At 61.2% G+C, this 23,437-nt stretch carries 11 protein-coding genes; 4 read left to right on the top strand and 7 right to left on the bottom strand.

Features of this window, described 5'->3' with window-relative positions; genetic code table 11:
• Window positions 1-225: 225 nt before the first annotated feature.
• From NL64_RS28300 to NL64_RS28280, 5 genes are all read right to left on the bottom strand, one after another.
• A complete protein-coding gene (locus NL64_RS28300) occupies window positions 226-450 on the bottom strand; it encodes an MbtH family protein (RefSeq protein WP_034151362.1) in 225 nt (74 codons plus the stop codon).
• An 81-nt stretch (window positions 451-531) separates the two neighbouring features.
• Window positions 532-1,944, bottom strand: a complete 1,413-nt coding sequence (locus NL64_RS28295; protein ID WP_034151361.1) for an aspartate aminotransferase family protein — start codon at window positions 1,942-1,944, stop codon at window positions 532-534.
• 77 nt (window positions 1,945-2,021) lie between these two features.
• Complete coding sequence (locus NL64_RS28290) at window positions 2,022-2,507, bottom strand: GNAT family N-acetyltransferase (protein WP_034151360.1); 486 nt, start codon at window positions 2,505-2,507, stop codon at window positions 2,022-2,024.
• 204 nt (window positions 2,508-2,711) lie between these two features.
• Window positions 2,712-4,037: an ATP-binding protein gene (locus NL64_RS28285; RefSeq protein WP_034151359.1), complete on the bottom strand. Its 1,326-nt coding sequence runs from the start codon at window positions 4,035-4,037 to the stop codon at window positions 2,712-2,714.
• A complete protein-coding gene (locus tag NL64_RS28280; RefSeq protein WP_034151358.1) occupies window positions 4,034-4,714 on the bottom strand; it encodes a response regulator in 681 nt (226 codons plus the stop codon). Before NL64_RS28280 ends, NL64_RS28285 begins: the two co-directional genes overlap by 4 nt.
• A 287-nt stretch (window positions 4,715-5,001) precedes the next feature.
• Here NL64_RS28280 and NL64_RS28275 point away from each other — a divergent pair, with 287 nt between their 5' ends.
• The 4 genes from NL64_RS28275 to dsbG all read left to right on the top strand — a co-directional run bounded on the left by NL64_RS28275 (window position 5,002) and on the right by dsbG (window position 9,118).
• On the top strand, window positions 5,002-5,697 hold the full coding sequence (locus NL64_RS28275; protein ID WP_034151357.1) for a hypothetical protein: 696 nt from the start codon (window positions 5,002-5,004) through the stop codon (window positions 5,695-5,697).
• An 87-nt stretch (window positions 5,698-5,784) separates the two neighbouring features.
• On the top strand, window positions 5,785-7,521 hold the full coding sequence (dsbD, locus tag NL64_RS28270) for a protein-disulfide reductase DsbD (protein ID WP_034151356.1): 1,737 nt from the start codon (window positions 5,785-5,787) through the stop codon (window positions 7,519-7,521).
• The gene (locus tag NL64_RS28265; RefSeq protein ID WP_034151355.1) at window positions 7,521-8,375 is read left to right on the top strand and encodes a TlpA disulfide reductase family protein; all 855 of its coding nucleotides are present in this window, start codon (window positions 7,521-7,523) and stop codon (window positions 8,373-8,375) included. The genes dsbD and NL64_RS28265 overlap by 1 nt, the downstream gene beginning before the upstream one ends.
• On the top strand, window positions 8,351-9,118 hold the full coding sequence (dsbG, locus tag NL64_RS28260; protein ID WP_034151354.1) for a thiol:disulfide interchange protein DsbG: 768 nt from the start codon (window positions 8,351-8,353) through the stop codon (window positions 9,116-9,118). Before NL64_RS28265 ends, dsbG begins: the two co-directional genes overlap by 25 nt.
• 91 nt (window positions 9,119-9,209) lie before the next feature.
• Here the strand turns inward: dsbG and NL64_RS28255 are convergent, their stop codons facing one another.
• Complete coding sequence (locus NL64_RS28255; protein WP_034151353.1) at window positions 9,210-10,028, bottom strand: alpha/beta fold hydrolase; 819 nt, start codon at window positions 10,026-10,028, stop codon at window positions 9,210-9,212.
• A gap of 137 nt (window positions 10,029-10,165) precedes the next feature.
• Window positions 10,166-23,146: a non-ribosomal peptide synthetase gene (locus NL64_RS28250; RefSeq protein WP_034151352.1), complete on the bottom strand. Its 12,981-nt coding sequence runs from the start codon at window positions 23,144-23,146 to the stop codon at window positions 10,166-10,168.
• Window positions 23,147-23,437 lie beyond the last annotated feature (291 nt).

The raw sequence follows: 23,437 nt of genomic DNA, 5'->3' as shown, positions 1-23,437 counted from the left end.
AGCCTCGTTTCACTCGTCAGCTCCTATAGGGGAAATTCGTACGAACCAGCGATCAGGCCACGCATTCCCTTGTAGGAGTCGGCTGGCGATGGCGGCCGTTCAGTCGACATCGCCGCGCCTGACTCGCCGCTATCGCCAGCAAGCCGGCTCCTACAAAGTTTACCGCTGGCCATGAAAAAACCCGCTGACCGTCACCAGTCCAGCGGGCTTTTTTTGCGTCGATGATTAGTGAGCGACAGCCTGCTCATCCATCTTGCGCCGCAAACTCAATGGCCGCATATCCGTCCAGGTTTCTTCGATGTAAGCCAGGCACTCTTTCTTCAGCCCGCTCTTGCCCACGGTGCGCCAGCCTTCAGGCACGGCTTTGTAGTCGGGCCAGATCGAGTATTGCTCTTCGTGGTTGACCACGACCTGAAATCGGATGTCCTCGCGGTCGAATACTGACGTCATGCTGTCTCTCCATCGTTGTAGGGTGGGCCGCACGCTGCGTACAGCCGCTATGTAGAAGGAACGTTTCGAGGGCCGGGAAATTTACAGATTGGCAGTAGCAGCGGCCATGGCCCGGCCGAAAATCTCCGCGACCCGGTCGATTTCCGCGGCGGTAATCACCAGCGGCGGCAGGAAGCGCACCACGGCGCCATGGCGGCCGCCCAGTTCGAGGATCAAGCCGCGCTTGAGGCATTCGCGCTGTACCAACGGCGCCAGGCGTGCAAACACCGGTGGATGGCCCAAGGCATCCGCAGCACCGTTTGGATCAACCAGCTCAACGCCGAGCATCAGCCCGCGACCGCGAATGTCGCCCAGTTGCGGGAAGTCCCGCTGCAAGATGCGCAGATGCTCGCTCAGGCGCTCGCCCATGGCCGCCGCGTGATCGCAAATCTTGTGTTCGATCAGGTAGCGCATCACCGCAGAACCGGCAGCCATGGCCATCTGATTGCCGCGGAACGTCCCGGCATGGGCGCCCGGCAACCAGGTGTCGAGCCAGTCGCGATACACCACCACCGCCAGCGGCAGGCTGCCGCCGATAGCTTTGGACATCACCACCACATCCGGAATGATCCCGGCATGCTCGAAGGCGAACATCTTGCCGGTGCGGGCAAAACCGCTCTGGATCTCGTCGACGATCAGCGCCACGCCGGCCTTTTCGGTGATTCGGCGCAAACCGCGCAACCAATCCAGATCAGCAGGTATGACCCCGCCCTCGCCCTGCACCACTTCAACAATCACCGCCGCTGGCAATTGCACGCCGGCCTCGGGGTCGTTGAGCAGGTTTTCCAGGTAATTCAGATTGGCCTTCACCCCTTGCGCACCGCCCAGTCCGAACGGGCAACGGTAATCGTAGGGATATGGCATGAACTGCACGCCGCTGCTGAGCAAGGCACCCAAAGGCTTTTTCGGCCCCAGGCTCCCCATCAGGCTCAACGCGCCCTGGCTCATGCCGTGGTAACCGCCCTGGAACGACAGCACGGTGCTGCGGCCAGTGGCGGTGCGCACCAGTTTCAGCGCCGCTTCCACGGCGTCGGTGCCGGTGGGGCCGCAGAACTGGATTTTCGCTTCAGCGGCCAGTGCCGGTGGCAGCAGGCCGAACAGGTCTTGAACGAATTGATCCTTGACCGGCGTGGTCAGGTCCAGGGTATGCAGCGGCAGTTCATCGCTCAGCACTTGCTGGATCGCTTCAATCACCACCGGATGGTTATGCCCCAGGGCCAAGGTCCCGGCGCCCGCCAGGCAATCAATAAACGTGCGGCCTTCGACGTCTTCGACATACAGCCCCTTGGCACGCTTGAGCGCCAGGGGGATGCGTCGCGGGTAGCTGCGGGCGTTGGATTCCTGCTGGCTCTGACGGGCGAGCAACGGCGATTCGTTGAATTGATAAAGCGTCTCGGCCGGTGCCGGAGTGTTCCGGACCGACTGATCTTCCATAAGGCTGGTAGCGACTGACATCTCTCGACCCCTCAATAAGGTTTTCCTGTTCTGGAAACGCATCAGGGCACCGGGGATTTAGACCCTCGATCGGCTTTCTATGAAGGCGGCACCAAGCCCTTGTGCATAGGGATGGCATGCAGCCCCGCGACCATGAAGGTTCGTGCACACGGCTCATAGCCCAGATGCCGATAAAAGGCTTCGCTGGTTTTGGTGCTGTTGAGTCGCGCCCGGCACAGGCCCCGTGCGATCAACCACCCTTCGAGGTCGTGCACCAGCGCCTGCCCGGCGCCTCGGCGAAACCACTCCGGTTGCACGTAACAGAACGCCAGCGCGCCGTTGGTCGCGGCCATGGCGACGCCAATTGGTTTGTCCTGCAGCAGGGCGATGTTCAGGTACAACCGCGGGTCGGTCAGCCACGGCTGGATGTGTTCGATGGTTTTGTTGTGGGTCCAGGTGGCGACGATGTGCGGATCGTTGCGATGGTCGAGCGCGCAGCCGACGCGAATGGAGCGTTCGATGATGCGGCTGATGATGCCGGCGTCGGCCGGGGTTGCCTTGCAGGTGTGTATGGGTTCGTCCATGGCGCTGTTACCTCAATCCATTGAGTGTGAGGAACGATAGTCGCGCGAGCTCTGGACGGCCAATGGAGAGACGTTACTTTTGATGTACACCAAAACCTGTGGGAGCGGGCTTGCCCGCGATGGCGGTGTAACAGTCAACATCAATATTGAATGTGACGGCCTCATCGCGGGCAAGCCCGCTCCCACAGGATCTTGTTGTGTTTTTCAAACCGATTGCAGCGGCAGGGTCAGTTCGACGCGCAAGCCATCCGGGCGGCTGTCGAAATGCAGGGTGCAGCCGCAGCGCTGGACGATGGCCTGAACAATCGCCAGGCCCAAGCCACACCCGGTGCTCTGGCCGTTGCGCCAGAAACGTTGGGTCAGGTGTTGCAGGTCGTCCTCGGCAATGCCCGGGCCATGATCGCGCACCACAAAGTGCGCACGGTTGCCGGTAGTTTGCAGGCTCAGTTCCACCGTTCCGTCGCCGGGTGTATGGCGCAGGGCGTTGTCCAGCAAGTTGCGCAGCGCAGCAATCGAAAGGACAGCGGGCATTTTCACCGGTGCGTGGGAGAACCTGTCCGGCACCGCAAACTTGATACGCTGGCGATCGCCACCGGCCGTATCCTGGATCGCCAGTCTGGCCACTTGCTCGGCACTGCATTGCACGCCGTCATCGAACGACAGACTGCCCTCGACCCGCGCCAGCAACAGCAATTGCTCAAGAGTCCGATGCAATCGGTCGGCGCCCTCCTCGGCCCGGGCCAGGGATTGATCCCGCGCTGCGCCGTCGGTCATGCGCGCCACTTGCAGGTGAGTCTTGATCGCGGTCAGCGGGCTGCGCAACTCATGGGCGGCGTCTCCGGTCAGGCGACGCTCGCGTTCAATGGTCTTGCCGATGCGCTGGAACAGCTGATTCTGCGTCTCCAGCAACGGTTGCAATTCGCTGGGTAATGGCTGGACCTGCAAGGGTTCCAGCGAATCGGGGCTGCGACGCATCAAGGCATCGCGCATGCGGTTGAGCGGCGCCAATCCCTGGCCGATGCCCAGCCACAGCAGGCACAGGCAACCGAGCAACGCCACACCCACCGGCACCGAGGCGGCCAGCAGGATCGACATGTTCAAGGCCTCGCGCTCGATTTGTCGATCGGCAGTGGTGATCCGCAGATCGCCCCTCGCCAGGGTGAAACTGCGCCACGGCGCGCCGTCGATCATCTGGTCGTGAAAGCCCATTTTCTCGGCTTCCAAAGTCTGGCCCGGATCACTGTGGCTACGGGCGAGGATTTCCCCGCGCAACGAACTGACCTGACAGGCCATGCCGCCGGGGATGTTCAGCTGTTCGGCACTGAAATGAGTGCCCTCGCCCTTGCTCGGCAACGGCGGCAATTGCTCCATCAACCCGGCGACCATCCGCGCCGACGCCACCAGGCGCTGGTCGAGAGAAAACATCATTTGATTGCGCAGGTCGCTGAGCATCCAGGCCGCCGCCAGCGCCCAGATCAGCGCAAACGCGGTGCCGAGCGTCAGGCTCAGGCGCAAACGCAAACTCATCACTTCGATTGATCTCCGCCGTCAGCCGGCCCCAGGCGATAGCCCAGACCGCGCACGGTCTCGACAATGCCGTTGCCGAGTTTGCGTCGCAGGTGATGGATGTGGACGTTGAGGGCGTTGCTTTCCAGTTCGTCGTTGAAACCGTAGACGCTGTCCTTGAGCTGCTCGGTGGACAACACCCGGCCACGGTTATGCAGCAAGGCCTGCAATAGCGATTGCTCGCGACGCGACAGGTCCACCGGTTGCCCGGCCAGGGTGGTTTCGCGGCTGCTTGGGTCGTAAGTCAGAGCGCCGTGTTCGATCAGGTTGACGCTGCGCCCCGCTACCCGACGCAACAGGGTGTGCAGGCGCGCAGCCAGTTCGCGCAGATCGAACGGCTTGAGCAGGTAATCGTCCGCGCCGGCCTGCAAGCCGTCGACGCGGTCAGTGACCGAATCCCGGGCGGTGAGGATCAGCACCGGCAGCTCAAGGCCGTTGTGGCGCAACTGCTGCAACAGCTTCAAACCGTCTTCATCGGGAAGGCCGAGGTCGAGCACCATGACGTCGAACTCCGCGACCTTGAGCATCGCCCGGGCAGCGGACGCCGTGGCGACGTGCTCCACGGTCAGGCCCTGGGCGGTCAGGCCGGCGACGATGCCACTGGCGATCAGCTCATCGTCTTCGCAAACGAGTACATGCATAGGGAGCTCCGCGGCAGGAAAACGTCAGTCAAGCAATCCAGGATTAAGGCTTAATTATGGCAAGTCGACAGGTAGCCGCAAAGGACTCGTTTCCAGGCTGAAGCGCTGATCGCCAGACAAACTGCTTACTGCAAAAAAACAAACTTCCATTTCCAAAACAGAAACATAGATATTGAAACAAATAACCCCTCCAATCCGCTTCCTAATAAACCTCATGTAGCGATACCTTTAAAACAAGAAAAACAAAGCCCCGCGCAACACTCATAAAAACCAAAAGGAATTAACCAATGTCAGGACTTCAAAACTTCGTAGCCGTCGACTGGCGCTCAGGCAAGGATAAAATTTACTTCTTCTTCAAAGACACCAATCGGTACTCACGATTTGATATCGCCTCCAACACGGTTGAAGACGGTTACCCCACCGACATCACATTTGATAATTGGGGAGCAGCGCATGTTGCACTAAAAAATCTGCGCTTCGGCTTTGCAGCTCCGGCGCTGGGAGGCTCCTGGGGTGGAGGGGACGATATTTTGTGGCTGTTTTATTACGACGGCGATACGCCTATGGTCTGCAAGTATGATCAGGATCGTGATACTACTGCGGGGTTTTATCGTCTTGAAAAATCCATTTGGCGCTCGTTAGTTCCGTACTTTGATAAAATCATTACCGGTACGTGGCGGGATACTTTTGCGCCGAAGAACAGATTTCATTTCTTGATGAATGACGGACACTACCTCATTTACAGCTTTACAGATAACACAATAAAACGGCTACCGATAACTTCTAACTCCTGGCCAGGCGTATCCCAATACAAAGATCGAATTATAACGGCGGTCCAAAACGACGCCCCCCTTCTTAGCACGTACTACTACATTTTTCTTACCAATAACGAATACATCAGATACAACCTCAAAAACTACAAAGCAGAGTCTGGCCCCATAAAAATCGATGATGAAAGCTGGCCCGGACTCCTGAGGAGTTGATGACGCAACGAGGTCAGGCGCGGTTAATCATTGGTTAATCGCCGCCCGCCATTGTGCACTTCACTTGCACAGGGATAAGGCCTACCCATGCGTCGACTGTTTTTGTTTTTTATTTTCTTGATCTCTGGGGTGGCCCAGGCTGGAGCGAATCCTTTCGAAACCAAACCTGATTTTTTGCCGGTGGAAAAAGCCTTTGTTTTCACCTCCGAGCGCCTCGAATCAGGTGAAACCCAGCTGTTCTGGCAGATTGCCGATGGCTATTACCTTTATCAGAAACGGTTGAAATTCGATGACTTGCCTGCCGACCAGCATCCCGTGCTGCCGGAAGGTGAAGCCCACAGCGACGAGTTTTTCGGTGAACAGCAGGTCTATCGCCAGGGCCTTGAACTGAAAATCCCGGCCGGTGCCAGCGGCCAGATCAAGGTGGGGTTCCAGGGCTGTGCCGATGCCGGTTTGTGTTATCCGCCGCAGACGCAAGTCGTGGATCTGGGTGGTAAAGCGGCCACCGCTGCGAGCAATGAAGCGCCGGACCAGGCGTTGGCCAGCGACTTGCAACAGCGGGCATTGGGTTGGAGCCTTATGGTGTTCTTCGGCCTCGGCCTGCTGCTGGCCTTTACCCCGTGCTCGCTGCCCATGCTGCCGATTCTGGCCGGGCTGATCGTCGGCAGCGGCGCCACGCCCAAGCGCGGTTTTGCCCTGGCCAGCAGCTATGTGGTGAGCATGGCGTTGGTGTATGCGGCGATGGGTGTGCTGGCGGCGTTGCTCGGGGCGAACCTGCAGGCACTGTTGCAGAACCCTTGGCTGCTCGGCAGTTTCGCGGCGATTTTCGTGTTGCTGGCGTTGCCGATGTTTGGCTTCTTCGAACTGCAACTGCCAGTGGCGGTGCGTGATCGTCTGGAAAACGTCTCGCGCAATCAACGCGGTGGCAGCCTGATCGGCGCTGGCGTGCTGGGCGCCTTGTCCGGTTTGCTGGTCGGCCCGTGCATGACCGCGCCACTGGCCGGCGCGCTGCTCTACATCGCGCAGAGCGGCAACGCACTGCACGGTGGGTTGATTCTGTTTGCCATGGGCATCGGCATCGGTGTGCCGTTGTTGCTGCTGGTGACCGTCGGCAATCGCTTCATGCCCAAGCCAGGTGCCTGGATGAACCTGGTCAAAGGCATTTTCGGTTTCCTGTTTCTCGCCACGGCGCTGCTGATGTTGCGCCCGGTACTGGATGAATCGCTGTGGGTCGGCTTGTGTGGTGCGTTGCTGTTGATCGCGGCCTACAGCGCCTGGAAACAGTCGGAAGGTTTCGGACGCATCGCGCATCTGTTCGGTGCCACCTCGCTGCTGCTGGGTTTGTGGGGCAGCCTGTTGATGATCGGCGCGGCGGGTGGCAGTGATGATTTGTTCAAGCCGTTGCAGGTGTTCCGCGCTTCCAGTTCGGCCGTCGCCGCCGAACCAGCGGGCCACGACGCCTTCACCACCATTAAGGACCCCGCCGTGCTGCAGCGGGAACTCGACGCGGCGCAAGCGCAGGGCCAGTGGGTGCTGCTGGACTATTACGCGGACTGGTGCGTGTCGTGCAAGGTCATGGAAAAACAGGTCTTCGGCGAAGCCAAAGTGCACGAAGCCCTCAGCGACGTGCGCTTGCTCCGACTCGACGTCACCACCGACAATGCCGCCAGCCGCGAACTGCTCGGCCGTTATAAAGTGCCGGGGCCACCGAGCCTGCTGTGGATCGGCGCCGACGGCAACGAGCGTCGCAGCCAGCGCATCACCGGCGAGGTCGATGCCGACACTTTCCTGCAACGCTGGACCACCACCCGAGATGCCCGTTAATGCTGACCTTCACCCTCGGCACCTTTGCCATCGCGCTTAACCATCTGCTGCTGATCAGTGCCTTGGCGCTGGCGACGTTCGTGGGTTGGCGGGTGGCCAAGCGCGGTGGCGAGAACCCCGAGTCGGCGCTGTTCAGTCTGTTTCTGATCGGCATGCTCGCGGCACGAATCAGTTTCGTCGCGATGTACTGGACGCACTATCGCAACGATCCGTGGCAGGTCATCGATCTGCGCGACGGTGGTTTCCTCGCCTGGCCGGGGGTGATCGCGCTGTTGCTCGCGACGCTGTACCGGGGCTGGCGTCGTCCGGGTTTGCGCCGCCCGCTGGGCTTTGGCGTGGTCAGCGGCCTGGCGTTCTGGTTGCTGGCGACCTTCTCACTGACGATTTATGAACAAGGCACGCGCCTGCCGGAAATCACCCTGCGCAATGCCGCCGGGCAAACTGTGCAACTGGCGGACTACAAGGGCGGCCCGTTGGTGATCAATCTATGGGCGACCTGGTGTCCGCCATGTCGCCGGGAAATGCCGGTGCTGGAAAACGCCCAGATGCAGCGCCCGGACCTGACCTTCCTGTTCGTCAATCAGGCCGAAAGCATGCAAAGCGTCGCTACCTTTCTGGAAACCCAGGGCTTGAGCCTGTCCAACGTGCTGTTCGACGGCAGCGGCCGTTTGGGCCAGGCCGTCGGTTCGATGGCCTTGCCGACTACGCTGTTCTACAACCCCGACGGTCGCCTGCTAGGCAGCCATTTGGGCGAACTGTCGCAAGCCAGCCTGGCTCGCGCACTGGAAAATTTCGACACCGCACCTGCCACTTCTTCAAGGAAACTGCCATGCCCCGCCTCCGCCACCTGCTGACCCTGACCCTGGGTGCCGCCCTGCTGCACCTGCCGTCGGTTCAGGCCGAAGAGCTGCCCGAGGCGATCAAGAAGATCGAAGCCAAGGGTGCAAAAATCGTCGGCCAGTTTGACGCTCCCGATGGCTTGCGCGGCTACGCGGCGCAATACCAGAATCGCGGCATGGCGCTGTACCTGACGCCGGATGGCAAGCACGTGCTGCTGGGCAATCTGTACGACGCCGACGGTAATGACCTGAGCAGCGCGCCGTTGCAGAAGCTGGTGTACGCGCCGATGGCCAAGGAAGTCTGGGGCAAGATGGAAGCGAGCAACTGGATCGCCGACGGCAAGAAGGATGCGCCGCGAGTCGTCTACATGTTCAGCGACCCGAACTGCCCTTACTGCAACATGTTCTGGGAACAGGCGCGGCCCTGGGTCAAGTCCGGCAAGGTGCAATTGCGGCACATCATGGTCGGCATCATCCGTGAAGACAGCCCCGGCAAATCCGCGGCGCTGCTGGCTGCCAAGGACCCACAAAAAGCCCTGGCGGATCACGAATCGGCCGGCAAAGGCAGTTCGCTCAAGGCCTTGAAAGAAGTGCCACCGGCGATTCAGGCCAAACTCGCAGCCAATATGCAGTTGATGGAAGACCTGGAGCTGCAAGCCACTCCGGCGATTTTCTATATGGATGACAAGGGCGAGTTGCAGCAACAGCAAGGGGCGCCGTCGCCGGACAAGTTGGCGAAGATTCTCGGGCCTAAATAAGCAAGATCAAAAGATCGCAGCCTGCGGCAGCTCCTACAAGGGTCACCGGTTCTGTAGGAGCTGCCGCAGGCTGCGATCTTTATCGTAAGCGCTACGCCGGATTACGCGCCGACAAAAATGACAGCAGCGCTTCAGTCACAAACTCCGGATTTTCCAGATTGGAAATATGCCCCGCCTCTGGCACCAGCACACACGGACAACCGATCAGCTCCGCCATTTCATGGGCTTCCGAAGGCGGCCGTGGCTTGTCCTGATCGCCGCACATCACCAGCGTCGTCGCGCCATTCAACTCACCCAGGCGCAGCAACAGATCATCCCGGCCAAAGGTAATCCGTCCCATCGGCACGATGCTTTCGCGCAATCTTTCCGCTGGCAGTGCAGCCAGTTTTGCGCGGAAGTCCTGATACAGCGCCGACTGCGGATCAATGCCCGGGCGGAAGAAGATCGGCACCACGATATCCAGCAGTTGCGGTGCAATCACGCCGCTCTCTTCAATCATCTTGAACAGCGAAAAGTAGTACTGCCGAGTCGCTTCCGGTTCGACTCCCACGTAGGTGTCCATCAACACCAGCCCGTTAAGCCGTTGCGGCGCCGACAGCGCCAGACGCACGCCCCACATGCCACCGACCGACAGGCCGACCAGGGTCACTCGATCGATATCCAGATGATCGAGCAGCGCCAATGCCTGACGCGCCACATCGTCCAGCGAGGTTGTTCCTTCGGGCAGCGCCCCGGATTCACCGTGGCCCCACAGGTCCAATGCAATCACCCGATACCGTTGCGACAACGCGGTTATCTGCGGTGTCCACATGGCCTGATCCCACAGATAACTGCCGGCCAGCAGGACTGCCGGGCCGCTGCCTTGATCGATGTAGTGAAGGGGTTGGCCGTCTATCATTACGAAGGGCATCGAGTGTCTCCGCCGGTGAAAAATGGAGCAGGAAGACTGAGTGGCTGACGGCGCGTAGTCAATCACACGATTGTATGCGTCTGTACAACCGCCATCGCTGGCAAGCCAGCGATGAGGCCGATACAAACACTAGAGAATCAAAGCCCTTCCAGCTCCGCCATCAAATCATTCAACCGATCCACCTTCTCCTCGGTGATCTCACTGGCCGCCAACCCATCGATGTACCCGGCCAATTCCTCCACCGTGCTGCATTCGAACATCGCCCGCAGCGGCACATCCCGTTGCAGGGTTTTCTGCACCCGCGAGGCGATTTGCGTAGCCAACAGCGAATGCCCGCCCAGTTCGAAGAAGTTGTCGCGCACGCCCACCCTCTCCACCTTCAAGACCTCAACCCAAATCGAGGCCAACGTCTGCTCCAGTTCATTACGCGGCGCCTGATAATCCTGGCTTTGCAATTGCCCGATTTCCAGCGCTGGCAGCGCCTTGCGGTCCAATTTTCCGTTGGTGTTGAGCGGCAGCTTGTCGAGCCACAGCCAGTGCAGCGGCACCATGTATTCCGGCAGTTCAGCGCGCAAACGTTGCTTGATCCGCTCCAGCCGTTCAGCCGGCTCCAGCGCTAAATCCGCCGCCACCAGATAGCCGACCAGATGCTTGCCGTTGATGCCCTCCTGCACGCCGACCGCCGCCTCGCGGACTTCCGGTTGTTCATGCAGGCGTGCTTCGATTTCCCCCAGTTCGATGCGGTAGCCGCGAATCTTCACCTGATGGTCGATGCGCCCGACGTATTCCAGCACGCCGTCACTGCGACGCCGGGCCAGGTCGCCGGTGCGATACAGACGATCCCCCGGCGCGCCGAACGGGTTCGGTACAAACACCTGCGCCGTGCGTAGCGGATCGCTGACATAACCACGCCCGACGCCAGTGCCCGCAACACACAACTCCCCTACGGCGCCCAGCGGCACCAGTTCCAAGGCACCGTCGAGCAGGTACAAACGGTTGTTGTCGGTCGGCGTGCCAATCGGCAAATAGCTGCCGCGCGTGGAAGCCATGTCGACGCGGAAGAACGCCACGTCATCCGAGCATTCCGCCGGGCCGTAGGCATTCACCAAGCCGATGTCCGGGTAACGCTGCAACCACTGATGCGCCAGTTCCGGTGGCATCGCTTCACCGGTCGGCAACATCCAGCGCAGGCCGTCGAGGCTCATGCGTTCCTGGGCGAGCATGCTCTGGATCAGCGACGGCACGCTTTCCAGCACGGTAATGCCCTTGTTCTGAACATGGGTCAGCAGGCCTTGCGGATCGTGGGCAATGCTGTTCGGCACGATGTCCACTCGCGCACCGAACAACGGTGCGGCGAGGAATTGCCAGACCGAAATATCGAAGCTTTGCGAAGCGGTCTGGGCGATCAAGTCGGCTTCGCTCAGGTTCAGGTACGGCACCTTGCTCAACTGGTTATTGAGCATGCCGCGCTGTTCGACCATCACACCCTTCGGCAAACCGGTGGAACCGGACGTATAGATCACGTAGGCCAGATTGTCCGGACCGCTGTAGACGCCGGGATTGACCACCGAGACCTCGCTCGCCTGCACCTCTTCCCAGACCAGCAACCGAGGTCGATTAGCGCAAGCGAACTCATCCAGCAACCCCAGCGCTTGCTCGTGACAGGCTCGGGTGCAGACCAGCAGCGGCGTGCGGCTCAAGTCGATGATGCGACTCAGGCGTTGGCTCGGCAGCCCCGGGTCCAGAGGCAGATATCCCGCACCCGCCTTGAAGCTGCCGATGATCATGCCGAGCAAATCAAGACTGCGTTCGGCCAGCAACGCCACCGGTTGATCCAGTCCGACACCCGCCGCAATCAGCGCATGACCGAGACGGTTGCTGCGCTGGTTCAGCTCAAGGTAGCTGTGTTGCTGATCCAGGCAACTGGCGGCGATTCGCTGTGGATGCTCGGCCACCTGAGCTTCAAACAATGAAACGTAGCTCTGTTCCAGCGGGTAAGCCTGTTCGCTCTGGTTGCAGCCGTGAATCAGGAAATCCTGCTCATCGGCACCCAGCAGTGGCAAGTCCGTCATGTCGCCATGGAAACCTTCGACCAGCGCCAACAGCAAGCGCTTGAACTCAGCGAGCATGCGCTCGACCGTGGACTCGTCGAAATATCGCTGGTCATAGGACAGGTGCAAGCCCAGGTCATCGCCGGGATAGCACACCGCCGTCAGCGGGAAATTGGTGTGAGTGCGGCCCGAATCCGACGTCGCGTTGAGGCTCTGCGCACGGTCGAGCACCGACACTTCCACCGGGGCGTTTTCGAACACGAACAGGCTGTCGAACAACGGCTGGCCCTTCGGCAATTCGCTGTGCTCCTGAATGCTCACCAGTGGCAAGTATTCGTACTCACGCAGCTGCATGTTGCTGTCGAGCAGTGCCGTCAGCCACTGGCGGACGCTGCAACGCTGATGGTCTTCCGGCATTTTCACCCGCAGCGCGATGCTGTTGATGAACAGGCCGACGGTGCGCTGCATCTCCGGCATGTCCACCGGACGCCCGGCCACCGTGACGCCGAACAGCACGTCGCGATCACCGCTCAAGCGCCGCAGGACCAAGGCCCACGCCGCTTGGGCGAAGGTGTTGATGGTCAGTTGATGAGCCTGAGCCAGTTCACGCAGTTGCGCGCCGTCACGGGCATCCAGTCGGGTGTAGCGGTCGCCGACGATCATGCCGCCGCTTTCGCCAGCGTGCTCGCGCAGGAACGGCCGATCACTCGGGATTGGCGTCGTCCGTTCAAAGCCTTGCAGATTGGTTTTCCACCACTGCCGCGCTTCGGCCAGGCTCTGGCGTTGCAGCCAGCCGATGTAGTCGCGATAACGCGGCGGCACGGCCAGTTGCGCCTCCCGGCCCTCGCCGAGGGCGCTGTAGATCTCGAAGAAATCGTTCATCAGCAGCGACCGGCACCAGGCATCGATGAGGATGTGGTGGTTGCTCATCATGAACCAGTAACGCGCCGCGCCAACCCGGATCAAACGCAGGTGGAACGGTGCCTGGTTGAGCAGATCGAACCCGGCCTCGCGCTCGCTTTTCAGCAGCACTTGCAGCTTCGGCTCTTGCTCATCTTCAGCGATTTCGCTCCAGTCGAGGTACTCGATCGGCGTACTGCCCGGCTTGTGGATAACTTGCAGCATGTCTTCGCCGACGTTCCAGCAGAACGAGGCGCGCAAGGCTTCGTGACGGGCGATCACCGCTTGCCAGGCCTGGGCGAAACGCTGCGGGTCGAGCTCGCTGTTGATGCGGTAACGGTCCTGCATGTAATAGAGGCCAGTGCCCGGTTCCAGAAGCGTATGCAGCAGCATGCCTTCCTGCATCGGCGTCAGCGGGTAGACGTCTTCGATGACGCTGGCCGCAACAGGCAGCGCATCCAGTTGAGTCTGGTTCAGCTGGGCCAGCGGGAAGTCCGACGGGGTCAGGCCACCGGCATCGTCGCGCAAGCAATGCTCGATCAGGCTGGTCAGCTCGCCCACGTAAGCTTCGGCCAATTCGTTGATAGTCTGCGGCTCGTAGCGTTCGGCGCTGAAGGTCCAGCGCAGCACCAGCTCACCGCCATAAACCTGGCTATCGACGCTCAGCTCGTTGGGCAGTGGTGCTTTCGGATCGTGTGCGGCACCGACCTGCTCATCCAGTGGACGGAACAGCGCCTCATTGCCGAAGTTCTGGTCGAACTGGCCGAGGTAGTTGAAGGTAATTGGCGCGACCGGCAACGCGGCCATGGACTGGCGGCACTGATCATCGGCGAGGTAGCGCAGCACGCCATAACCGAGTCCTTTGTGCGGCACGGCGCGCAGCTGTTCCTTGATTGCCTTGATCGAAGCACCCTGCTCGTTCTCTGGCGTCAACCGCAGTGGATAGGCGCTGGTGAACCAGCCGACGGTGCGGGTCAGATCGATCTCGTCGAACAGCGCCTCGCGGCCATGGCCTTCAAGTTGAATCAGCGCCGATTCGTGCCCGCTCCAGCGGCACAGCACACGGGCCAATGCGGTCAGCAGCAGGTCGTTGACTTGGGTGCGATAGGCACTCGGCGCCTGTTGCAGCAATTGACGGGTGCGCTCGCTGTCGAGACGCACGCTGACGGTTTGTGCATGGCGATTCTGCCGACCGCCCTCGGGACGATCACACGGCAATTCGGCGCTCGGCCCGGCCACTTGTGTCTGCCACCAGCTCAGTTCTTCGCGCAGCGATTCGCTACCGGCATACGCCTGCAAGCGTGCGGTCCAATCCTTGAAGGCGCTGGTTTTCGCCGGCAGTTTTACCGACTGCTGCGCGTTGAGTTGGCGATACACCGTTTGCAAGTCGTCCAACAGCACGCGCCAGGAAACGCCGTCCACCACCAAGTGGTGAATGGCGATGAACAACCGTTGCCGCCCTTCCGGGCCATCAACCAACAATGCGCGCATCAGCGGCCCTGCTTGTAGGTCGAGGTTGCGCTGGGCATCGGCGAACAGTGCCGCGCATTGGTCCATGGACGGAACCTGTACTTGCCACAGCACCGTCGCATCGGAAATTGCCTGATACTCGGCGCGCCATTGGCCATCAACTTCGCTGAAGCGCAGACGCAAGGCGTCGTGCTGTTCAAGCACCGCCAGCAGCGCTTGCTCCAGACGATGGGGCTCCAGCGCCACGGTCGGTTCCAGCAGCAACGCCTGGTTCCAGTGCTGGCGCTGCGGGATGTCGGTGTCGAAAAACCAGTGCTGGATCGGTGTCAGGCGCGACTCGCCGCTGAGCAAACCTTGCTCGGCCGTGACCTGTTCGGTGCGAGTCGCGATGGCGGCGAGGGTTTGCACGGTCTGGTGCTGGAACAAGTCGCGGGGGCTGAAGTGAATGCCCTGCTGCCGCGCACGGCTGACCACTTGAATCGACAGGATCGAGTCGCCGCCGAGTTCAAAGAAGTTGTCGTTGAGGCCGACCTGTTCGACGTTCAGCACCTCGCACCAGATCTGCGCCAACGTCAGTTCCAGCTCGTTGCTCGGCGCCACGTAGTGTTGACGGTTCAGCTCCGGGTCCGGCGCCGGCAAAGCGCGGCGGTCGAGTTTACCGTTGGCGGTCAACGGCATGCTCGCCAGCAGAATCAGGTGGGATGGCACCATGTAATCCGGCAACTGGGATTTGAGGTGCGTCTTGAGGGATTCTCGCAATGCGGCTTGTTGCGACTCGTCCTGTTCGGTGACGTCGCAAACCAGATAGCTCACCAGTTGTTTGCCGCTCGGTGCATCGAGCGCCAACACGACGGCCTCACGCACCGATTCATGCTCAAGCAAACGGGTTTCGATCTCGCCCAACTCGATACGGAAACCGCGAATCTTCACTTGATGGTCGATGCGACCGAGGTATTCCACCAAGCCATCGGCACACTGGCGCACCAGGTCGCCGGTGCGATACAGACGACCACCGTTGCTGGCGAATTGGTCAGCCACAAACCGCTCGGCAGTCATGCCGGGACGCTGGTGATAACCCTGGGCCAGACCCGCGCCGCCGACGTACAACTCACCCGTCGCGCCTTGCGGCACCAACGCCAGATCGGCGTCGAGAATGTACGCCACGCGATCACCGATGACGCTGCCGATCGGCACGCTGCCGGCGCCTTCTTCCAGCACTTCAGGCGCCAGACTGGCCAATGGCATGACCACGGTTTCGGTCGGGCCGTAGGCGTTGAAGAACAGGCTCGGTGTGAACACTGCGCGAATCCGTTGCAAGTGCTCGCCGGTCAGCGCTTCGCCGCCGGTGATGATCATGCGCACCGGCAGGATTTCGCTTTGCGTGGCCAGCCACTGCGCCAACTGGCTGCCGTAGCTTGGGGTGAAGCCGAGGATGTTGATGTGGTGGCGACGGATCAGGCCGCAGATTTCTTCGGCGTCCCATTGTCCTTGAGCACGCAGAACCACTTGGGCACCGCTCAACAGCGGCACCAACAGGCGCTCGGTGGCGGCGTCGAAGTTGATCGAATAAAAGTGCAGTTCGCAGTCGTCGGGGCGCATGCCGAAACGCTTGATCACCGCGCGGCAATGCATGGCGATTTCGCCGTGGGACACCACCACACCTTTCGGTTTTCCAGTGGAACCCGAGGTGTAGATCAGGTACGCCTGATGCTGCGGCAGGCTGATAAATGGCAGTTCGGTCGCCGGGTAGTTGGCCAGTTCGGCGGCGTCTTCTTCAAGGCACCAGCGGGCCACGCTTGCCGGCAATTCACCCAACGCATCGAACATCGCCGTATCGCTCAGCAGCAGACCAATGCCGCTGTCTTCGATCATGTAATGCAGCCGATCAAGCGGGTATTCCGGGTCCAATGGCACGTAGGCGCCGCCAGCCTTGAGGATCGCCAGCAGGCCGACGACCATTTCCAGCGAACGCTCAAGCGCCAGGCCAACGCGAACCTGCGGGCCCACGCCACGCTCGCGCAGCATCCACGCCAGGCGATTGGCACGGCTGTCGAGTTCGGCATAGCTCAGGGTTTGCCCGGCGAACGTCAGTGCCGGCGCATCGGGACGCGCCAGCGCCTGTTCGCTGAACAGGTGATGAATGCACTGGTCCAGGCAATGTTCACCCGGTTCGACGCCGAGGCTGTCGAGCAGGTTTTGCTGTTCCGTGGCTTCGAGCAACGGCAACTCACTGAGGCGCTGATGCGGATCGGCCAGCAGCGCTTCCAGCAGGTTGCGCCAGTGCCCGGCCATGCGTGCGATGCGCGGTTCGTCGAACAGATCGGTGCTGTAAGTCAGGCAGCAACCGAGGCGATGGTCGAGGTCGGTGACTTCCAGGTTGAGGTCGAACTTGGTCGCGCGAGCGTCGTTGGCCAGGTATTCGACGGTCATGTCGGCGAGTTTTCGGCTCTGCTGGAATTCCCAGCGCTGCACGTTGCACATCACCTGGAACAGCGGGTTGTAGGCGGCGCTGCGCGGTGGCTGCAAGGCTTCCACCAGATGATCGAACGGCAGGTCCTGATGGGACTGGCCTTCGATGACCGTGTGGCGCACCTGCTCCAACAATTCACCGACGCTCATCTGCCCGTCGAGCTGGCAGCGCAGCACTTGGGTGTTGAGGAACGCGCCGATCAGCCCTTCACTTTCCGGGCGAATGCGGTTGGCCACCGGGGCGCCGATGCGCAGGTCGGTCTGGCCGCTGTAGCGGTAAAGCAGCACAGCCAATGCGGCGGTCATGGTCATGAACAGGGTCAGACCGTTTTGCGCATTGAAGGCGCGGACCCGTGCGGCGAGGTCATCGCTCAGGTCGAAACGGAACAATTCGCCCTGATGACTTTGCACCGGCGGACGCGGACGGTCACCGGGCAGTTCCAGCAACGGATGTTCGCGGCCCAGTTGCGCGGTCCAGTAGTCGAGTTGGCGCTGACGCTCGCCGGACTCCAGCCACTGCCGCTGCCAGACGCTGTAATCGAGGTACTGCACCGGCAGCGGCTGCAACGGCGATTCGCGCTCATCGACAAACGCTTCGTAAAGCGCGCTGAGTTCCCGGGCGAAAATGTCCATCGCCCAGCCTTCGGTGACGATGTGGTGCAGGGTCAGCACCAGGTAATGTTCGTGCTCGGCGGTTTTGACCAGACAAGCGCGCAGCAGCGGCCCGGTTTCCAGATCGAACGGCTGGTGCGCTTCATCATCAGCCAGTTGCTGCACCCGTTGTTCGCGGGCGGCGGCGTCCAGCGCAGAGAAATCCTTCCAGTCCATGCGCACGCCGCTATCGGCGTGCACCTGCTGACGGGCCACGCCATTGACACTTGGGAACGTGGTGCGCAGGGTTTCGTGGCGCAGGATCAACGCTTGCAGCGCCGCGTCGAAACGCCCGACATCCAGCACCCCGCGCAGCCGCGCCATGCCGCCAACGTTGTAGGCCGGGCTGCCCGGCTCCATCTGCCAGAGGAACCACATGCGCTGCTGGGAATAAGACAGCGGCACTGGTTGGCTGCGGTCGACCTTTTCAATAGGTGGTTGCTTGTTGGTGCTGCCGCTGACCTGGATCAGGCGCACTTGTTCGGCGAAGGCGTCCAGTTCGCTGTTCTCGAACAGCGCACGCAATGGCAACTCGACGTCGCAGGCCTGGCGCGTGCGGGAGATGATTTGCGTGGCCAGCAACGAATGACCACCGAGGGCGAAGAAATCATCACGCAGGCCGACTTGCTCGAGGCCCAGCACTTCACGCCAGATGCCGGCGATTTGTTGCTCCAGCTCGGTGACCGGTTCGACGTGTTCGCGCACTTGCCACTGCGGTTCCGGCAAGGCGCGGCGGTCGAGTTTGCCGTTCGGGCTGAGGGGCATTTCGTCGAGGCGCATCAGCTGTGCCGGGACCATGTATTCCGGCAGTTCGTCTGCCAACGCGGTTTTCAGCCGTGTGGTTTGGGCGTCCTCGGATTCGTTGGAATCGGCGGTGTAGTAACCGATCAACTGACCACCCGCAGAGGTTTCGCGAACCAGCACCACCGCTTGCACTACGCCGTCCTGAGCCAACAGCCGAGCTTCGATTTCTTCCGGCTCCACACGGAAGCCACGCAGTTTGACCTGCTGATCGAGACGGCCGAGGTATTCGATTACGCCGTCGGCGGTCCAACGCGCACGGTCGCCGGTGCGGTACAGACGCGCGCCCCGCTCGCCCATGGGATCGACCACGAAACGTTCGGCGGTCAAGCCCGGACGGCCCAGATAACCACGGGCCAAACCGATGCCGCTGATGCACAACTCACCCGGCACCCCGGCCGGAACAGGATTGAGTTCGCTATCGAGTACACGGCAGACGACGTTACCCAGCGGACGGCCAATCGGCGAACGCTCGCCGTCGGCGGTCGTGCAGTGCCAATGGGTGACGTTGATCGCGGTTTCGGTCGGGCCGTAACGATTGTGCAGTTGCACGGCCGGCAGTTGTTCCAGCACGCGGTTGCGCAGTGCGGCGGGCAAGGCTTCGCCGCCGCAGAACACGCGGCGCAGGCTGGTACATTCGGCGCTGAGCGGTTCGTCGATGAACAACGAAAGCAGCGGCGGCACGAAGTGCAACGTGGTCACGCCGTATTGCTGAACCAACTGCGCGATGCGGTGTGGATCGCGGTGTTCACCGGGGCCGGCGATCAACAAGCGAGCACCGGTGATCAGCGGCCAGAAACACTCCCACACCGACACGTCGAAACTGATCGGTGCCTTTTGCATCAGCACGTCGGTTTCGTTCAGACAGTAAGTGTTTTGCATCCATTGCAGGCGCTCGGCGAGGGCGGCGTGGGTGTTGCCGACGCCTTTGGGCTGGCCGGTGGAACCGGAGGTGTAGATCACGTACGCCAGGTTATCGCCGTGCAGATGCAGGCCCGGCGTTTGGCTCGGCCAGCTCTCCAGATGCAGGGCGTCCATGGCGATCACGCTGACGCCGTCGGTGGCCGGCAGGCGATCGAGCAATTGGGTTTGGGTCAGCAGCAAATCGACGCCGCTGTCCTTGAGCATGTAGGCCAGGCGCTCGGCCGGGTAGTCCGGATCGAGAGGCACATAAGCGCCGCCAGCCTTGATGATCGCCAGCAGGCCGATGAGCAATTGCGGCGAACGCTCGGCAGCAATGGCCACGCACACGTCCGGACCAACGCCTTTGTCGCGCAGGTAATGGGCCAGGCGATTGGCCTGGGTGTGCAGTTCGGCGAAATCGAGGCTGCCGCCGTCCCACATCAGCGCAGTGCGTTCCGGGGTCTGGCGCGCTTGCTCGTTGAGCAGTTCGGGCAGCCATTGGCTGGCGGGTGTGCACGGTGCAATGGCCCAGTCAGCTTGCTGGTTGAACTCCGCTTCGGTCAGCAATTGCAGATCGCCGAGGGCGGTTTGCGGACGCTCGCAGACTTCGCGCAACAGGTTGCTGTAATGCCCGGCCAGACGCTCGATGGTCGCCCCGTCGAACAACTCGCTGGCGTAGTCGAAAGACAGACTCAAGCGACCGTTGCGATCTTCTTCACTGTGCAATTGCAGGTCGAACTTGGCTTCGCGACTGTGCCACGGCAACTCTTCGGCCAGCAGCCCCGGCAGGCGTTTCAAGGCGCTGAAGTCACGTTGCTGGTGGTTGAACATGACCTGGAACAGGCCCTGTTCACGCGCCTGCGGGAAGGCTTCGAGCAGTTGTTCGAACGGCAGATCCTGATGGGTTTGTGCGCCCAATGCGGCCTGACGGGTTTGCTCCAGTAACTCGGCAAATGGCAATCGCGAATCCACCTGCGCGCGCATCACCTGGGTGTTGATAAAGAAGCCGATCAGGCCTTGGGTTTCCAGGCGTGGACGGTTGGCGTTCGGCACCCCGATGCGGATGTCGCGTTGACCGCTGTAGTGATGCAACAGGGTCTGGAATGCAGCGAGCAGCAGCATGAAAGAGGTCGATTCATGGGTCTGGGCAGTCTGGCGAATGGCATCGCTCAGACTCGCGTCCAGCCGCACCGTGTGGCGTGCAGCGCGGTGCAGTTGCTGTGCTGAGCGCGGATGGTCGGTGGCCAGGCTCAGGGTCGGATGCTCATCGCCCAACTGCGCTTTCCAGTAGGCCAGTTGACGCTCGCCCTCCCCCTGCGCCAGCCATTGACGCTGCCAGCTGCCGTAGTCGGCGTACTGGGTCGGCAATGGCGCAAGCGTCGTTTGCTGCCCTTGAGAAGCCGCCGCGTACAGCCGGGAAAACTCGTCGATCAGCACATTCAGCGACCAGCCGTCAGCGATGATGTGATGCATCGTCACCAGCAGTTGATGGTCTTCGTCGTCGAGGCGCACCAGCGTCACCCACAGCAACGGACCTTTCTCCAGATCAAACTGGGTGCGCGCTTCGTCTTCGCGGATTTGCTGTGCGCGGGCTTCGCGTTCGGTCACCGGCAGGTCGCTGATGTCGATGCGTTGCAGGTTGAATTCAGCAACGGCATCGACCTGTTGCAACGCCACGCCGTCACGCTCGAAGAACCGCGTGCGCAAGGATTCGTGGCGCTCGATCAACTGCTGGAAGCTGCCGCGCAAGGCGTCTTCATCCAGCTCGCCGCGCAGGCGCAAGGCACCGGGAATGTTGTAGGCGCTGCTTTGCGGGTCCAGTTGCCAGGTGATCCACAGACGGTTTTGCGCCAGCGATTGCGGCATCGCTTCTGCACGCGACAGAATGGTGATTGAGCCTTGCGCCAGTCCGCCGTCCTTTTGTTGCCGGGCCACAACTTCGACGAATGCGCCGAGGGTTGGCGCTTCGAACAACAGGCGCAGGTTCAGCTCCAGGCCGAGCGCTTCACGCAAACGCGCCACCACCTGCGTTGCGGCGATGGAGTTGCCGCCAAGCAGAAAGTAGTGATCGTCGGCGCTGATGTGTTTGACGTTCAGCTGTTCGCACCAGATCTGCCCGATCAAGGTTTGCAGTTCAGTGCCCGATTCAGTGTTTGCAGTGCTTTCGGTAACCGTTGAAGGGAACACCGCATAGCTGTCGAGGCTTCCGTCGGCCATCCGATTACGGCATGCCGAGCGTTGCAATTTACCGCTGGAGGTCTTGGGTAACGCACCCGGATTGAGCAACACCACCACGCTCGGCGCTTCCTGATACGCCTCGGCCACGGCTTGGCGGATGACTTTGATCAGCGCTTCAGGTGGCAGGATTTTTTGCACGCTGCGGCTGATTTCCGCCGCGATGCCAATCCCTTCCTGACCGTCGATGTTGACCGCGAATGCGGCGATGCGACCTTTGCGCACCACTTCCACTTCGCGTTCGACCGTCTGCTCGATGTCCTGTGGATAAAGGTTATGACCGCGCACGATCAGCATGTCTTTCAGTCGTCCAGTGATGAACAGCTCGCCGTTGCGCATGAAACCCAGGTCACCGGTACGCAGCCAGGTTTGCCCGGCGTGCTGGACGAAGGTCTTGGCGGTCGCCTCGGGATTGCGCCAGTAGCCGAGTGCGATGCTCGGGCCGCTGGCCCAGACTTCGCCGACTGCGTTGTCATTGAGTTCGATGAGCGAAACCGGGTCGAAGATCAACACCGCGTGATCCGGCTGGCTGACGCCGCAGCTCATGATCGCGCTGCCCTCGCCCGCTTCGGCACGGTTTTGCGCCAAGGCTTGATCGTCGACGCGCAGGTTGCCAATCCCTTGACCGCGCGGAGTGCCGGCCACGAACAGCGTGGCTTCGGCCAGACCGTAAGAAGCCATGAAACTGTCTTCTCTGAAACCGCAACCGGCGAACTTCTCGGCGAAGCGTTCCAGAGTGTCGAGACGAATCGGTTCAGAGCCGGAATACGCCACACGCCAGCCGCTCAGGTCGAGGCGCTCCAGGGCCGATTCGCTGACCCGTTCGCTGCACAACCGGTAGGCAAAATCCGGTCCGCCACTGATGGTGCCGCCGTATTCGCTGATCGCTTCCAGCCAGCGCAATGGCCGGCCGAGGAAGTACGCCGGCGACATCAACACGCAAGGCACGCCGCTGAAAATCGGCTGCAACAAGCCACCGATCAAACCCATGTCGTGGTACAGCGGCAGCCAGCTGACGATCACGTCGTCGGGGTTCACATCGATGCCGAAACCGTGGCGGATCAGCAACTCATTGGCAACCAGGTTGCCGTGGCTGACTTGCACGCCTTTGGGCAACGCGGTGGAACCGGAGGTGTATTGCAGGAAGGCGATGTGATCATCTTGCAGGTCCGGCGCAACCCAGCAGTCGGCCAGCGCGCTGTCGAGGGTATCGACACACAGCAGCGGCGGCGCGCCTTCGATTTGCAGCAACGAATCGCGCAGACCGGCGCTGGTCAGCAACAGGCGCGGTTCGGCATCGCTGATGATCGACAGCAGACGCTCCTGGTGATGACGGCGCGTCGACTCCGGCGGATAGGCTGGCACCGCGATCACACCGGCATACAAGCAACCAAAGAACGCCGCGACGTAATCCGCACCGCTGGGAAACAGCAGCACTGCGCGATCGCCGAAATCAACCTCGGCCTGCAACGCGCCAGCAAACGTCCGCGCTCGCTGATCCAGCTCGCGATAGCTGAGCACCACAGCCTGTTCCCGGGTTTCGGCGAGAAAACGCAAGGCCACTCGATCCGGCGTCAGGGCCGCGCGGCGCTGGAGGGCTTGGACCAGTGTGCTGGGGAGTTCGAACGCGTCGGTCATGAGGTTTCCTGCCTGAATTCGGCTTGCAATTGGAATCGGTTTTGTTACGTCGCGCCCCATTCGAAGGCGCGCAGGACGCGGTCTTCGCCGACCACGCGAGGCATTGGCAATGCACTGGTATCCGGGGCTTGAGCCCGGAGCCATTCACCAATGAGAACGGATGACGTCTGCAAATAATTAGTCGCCCGGCTTGAGCGCCAACCGGGCCGGGCCGCGACAGCGTGTCGCAGTTCTCACTCTGCACCTTTACGGCGCATTAGTTCTCTTTCTCAATTGACAATCATTATCATT

Origin of the sequence: Pseudomonas fluorescens (assembly GCF_000802965.1) — a bacterium.
In the GTDB taxonomy this organism is placed as follows: Bacteria; Pseudomonadota; Gammaproteobacteria; order Pseudomonadales; family Pseudomonadaceae; genus Aquipseudomonas; species Aquipseudomonas fluorescens_A.
The sequence above is the reverse complement of the archived record's forward strand: the minus strand, read 5'-3'. Positions and strand labels throughout refer to the sequence as shown.

What these genes read in the sequence shown, in the direction of transcription:
- NL64_RS28300 (WP_034151362.1), bottom strand. Translation starts at nt 450, where the DNA reads ATGACGTCAGTATTCGACCGCGAGGACATCCGATTTCAGGTCGTGGTC.
- NL64_RS28295 (WP_034151361.1), bottom strand. Translation starts at nt 1,944, where the DNA reads ATGTCAGTCGCTACCAGCCTTATGGAAGATCAGTCGGTCCGGAACACT.
- NL64_RS28290 (WP_034151360.1), bottom strand. Translation starts at nt 2,507, where the DNA reads ATGGACGAACCCATACACACCTGCAAGGCAACCCCGGCCGACGCCGGC.
- NL64_RS28280 (WP_034151358.1), bottom strand. Translation starts at nt 4,714, where the DNA reads ATGCATGTACTCGTTTGCGAAGACGATGAGCTGATCGCCAGTGGCATC.
- NL64_RS28275 (WP_034151357.1), top strand. Translation starts at nt 5,002, where the DNA reads ATGTCAGGACTTCAAAACTTCGTAGCCGTCGACTGGCGCTCAGGCAAG.
- dsbD (WP_034151356.1), top strand. Translation starts at nt 5,785, where the DNA reads ATGCGTCGACTGTTTTTGTTTTTTATTTTCTTGATCTCTGGGGTGGCC.
- NL64_RS28265 (WP_034151355.1), top strand. Translation starts at nt 7,521, where the DNA reads ATGCTGACCTTCACCCTCGGCACCTTTGCCATCGCGCTTAACCATCTG.
- dsbG (WP_034151354.1), top strand. Translation starts at nt 8,351, where the DNA reads ATGCCCCGCCTCCGCCACCTGCTGACCCTGACCCTGGGTGCCGCCCTG.
- NL64_RS28255 (WP_034151353.1), bottom strand. Translation starts at nt 10,028, where the DNA reads ATGCCCTTCGTAATGATAGACGGCCAACCCCTTCACTACATCGATCAA.
- NL64_RS28250 (WP_034151352.1), bottom strand. Translation starts at nt 23,146, where the DNA reads ATGACCGACGCGTTCGAACTCCCCAGCACACTGGTCCAAGCCCTCCAG.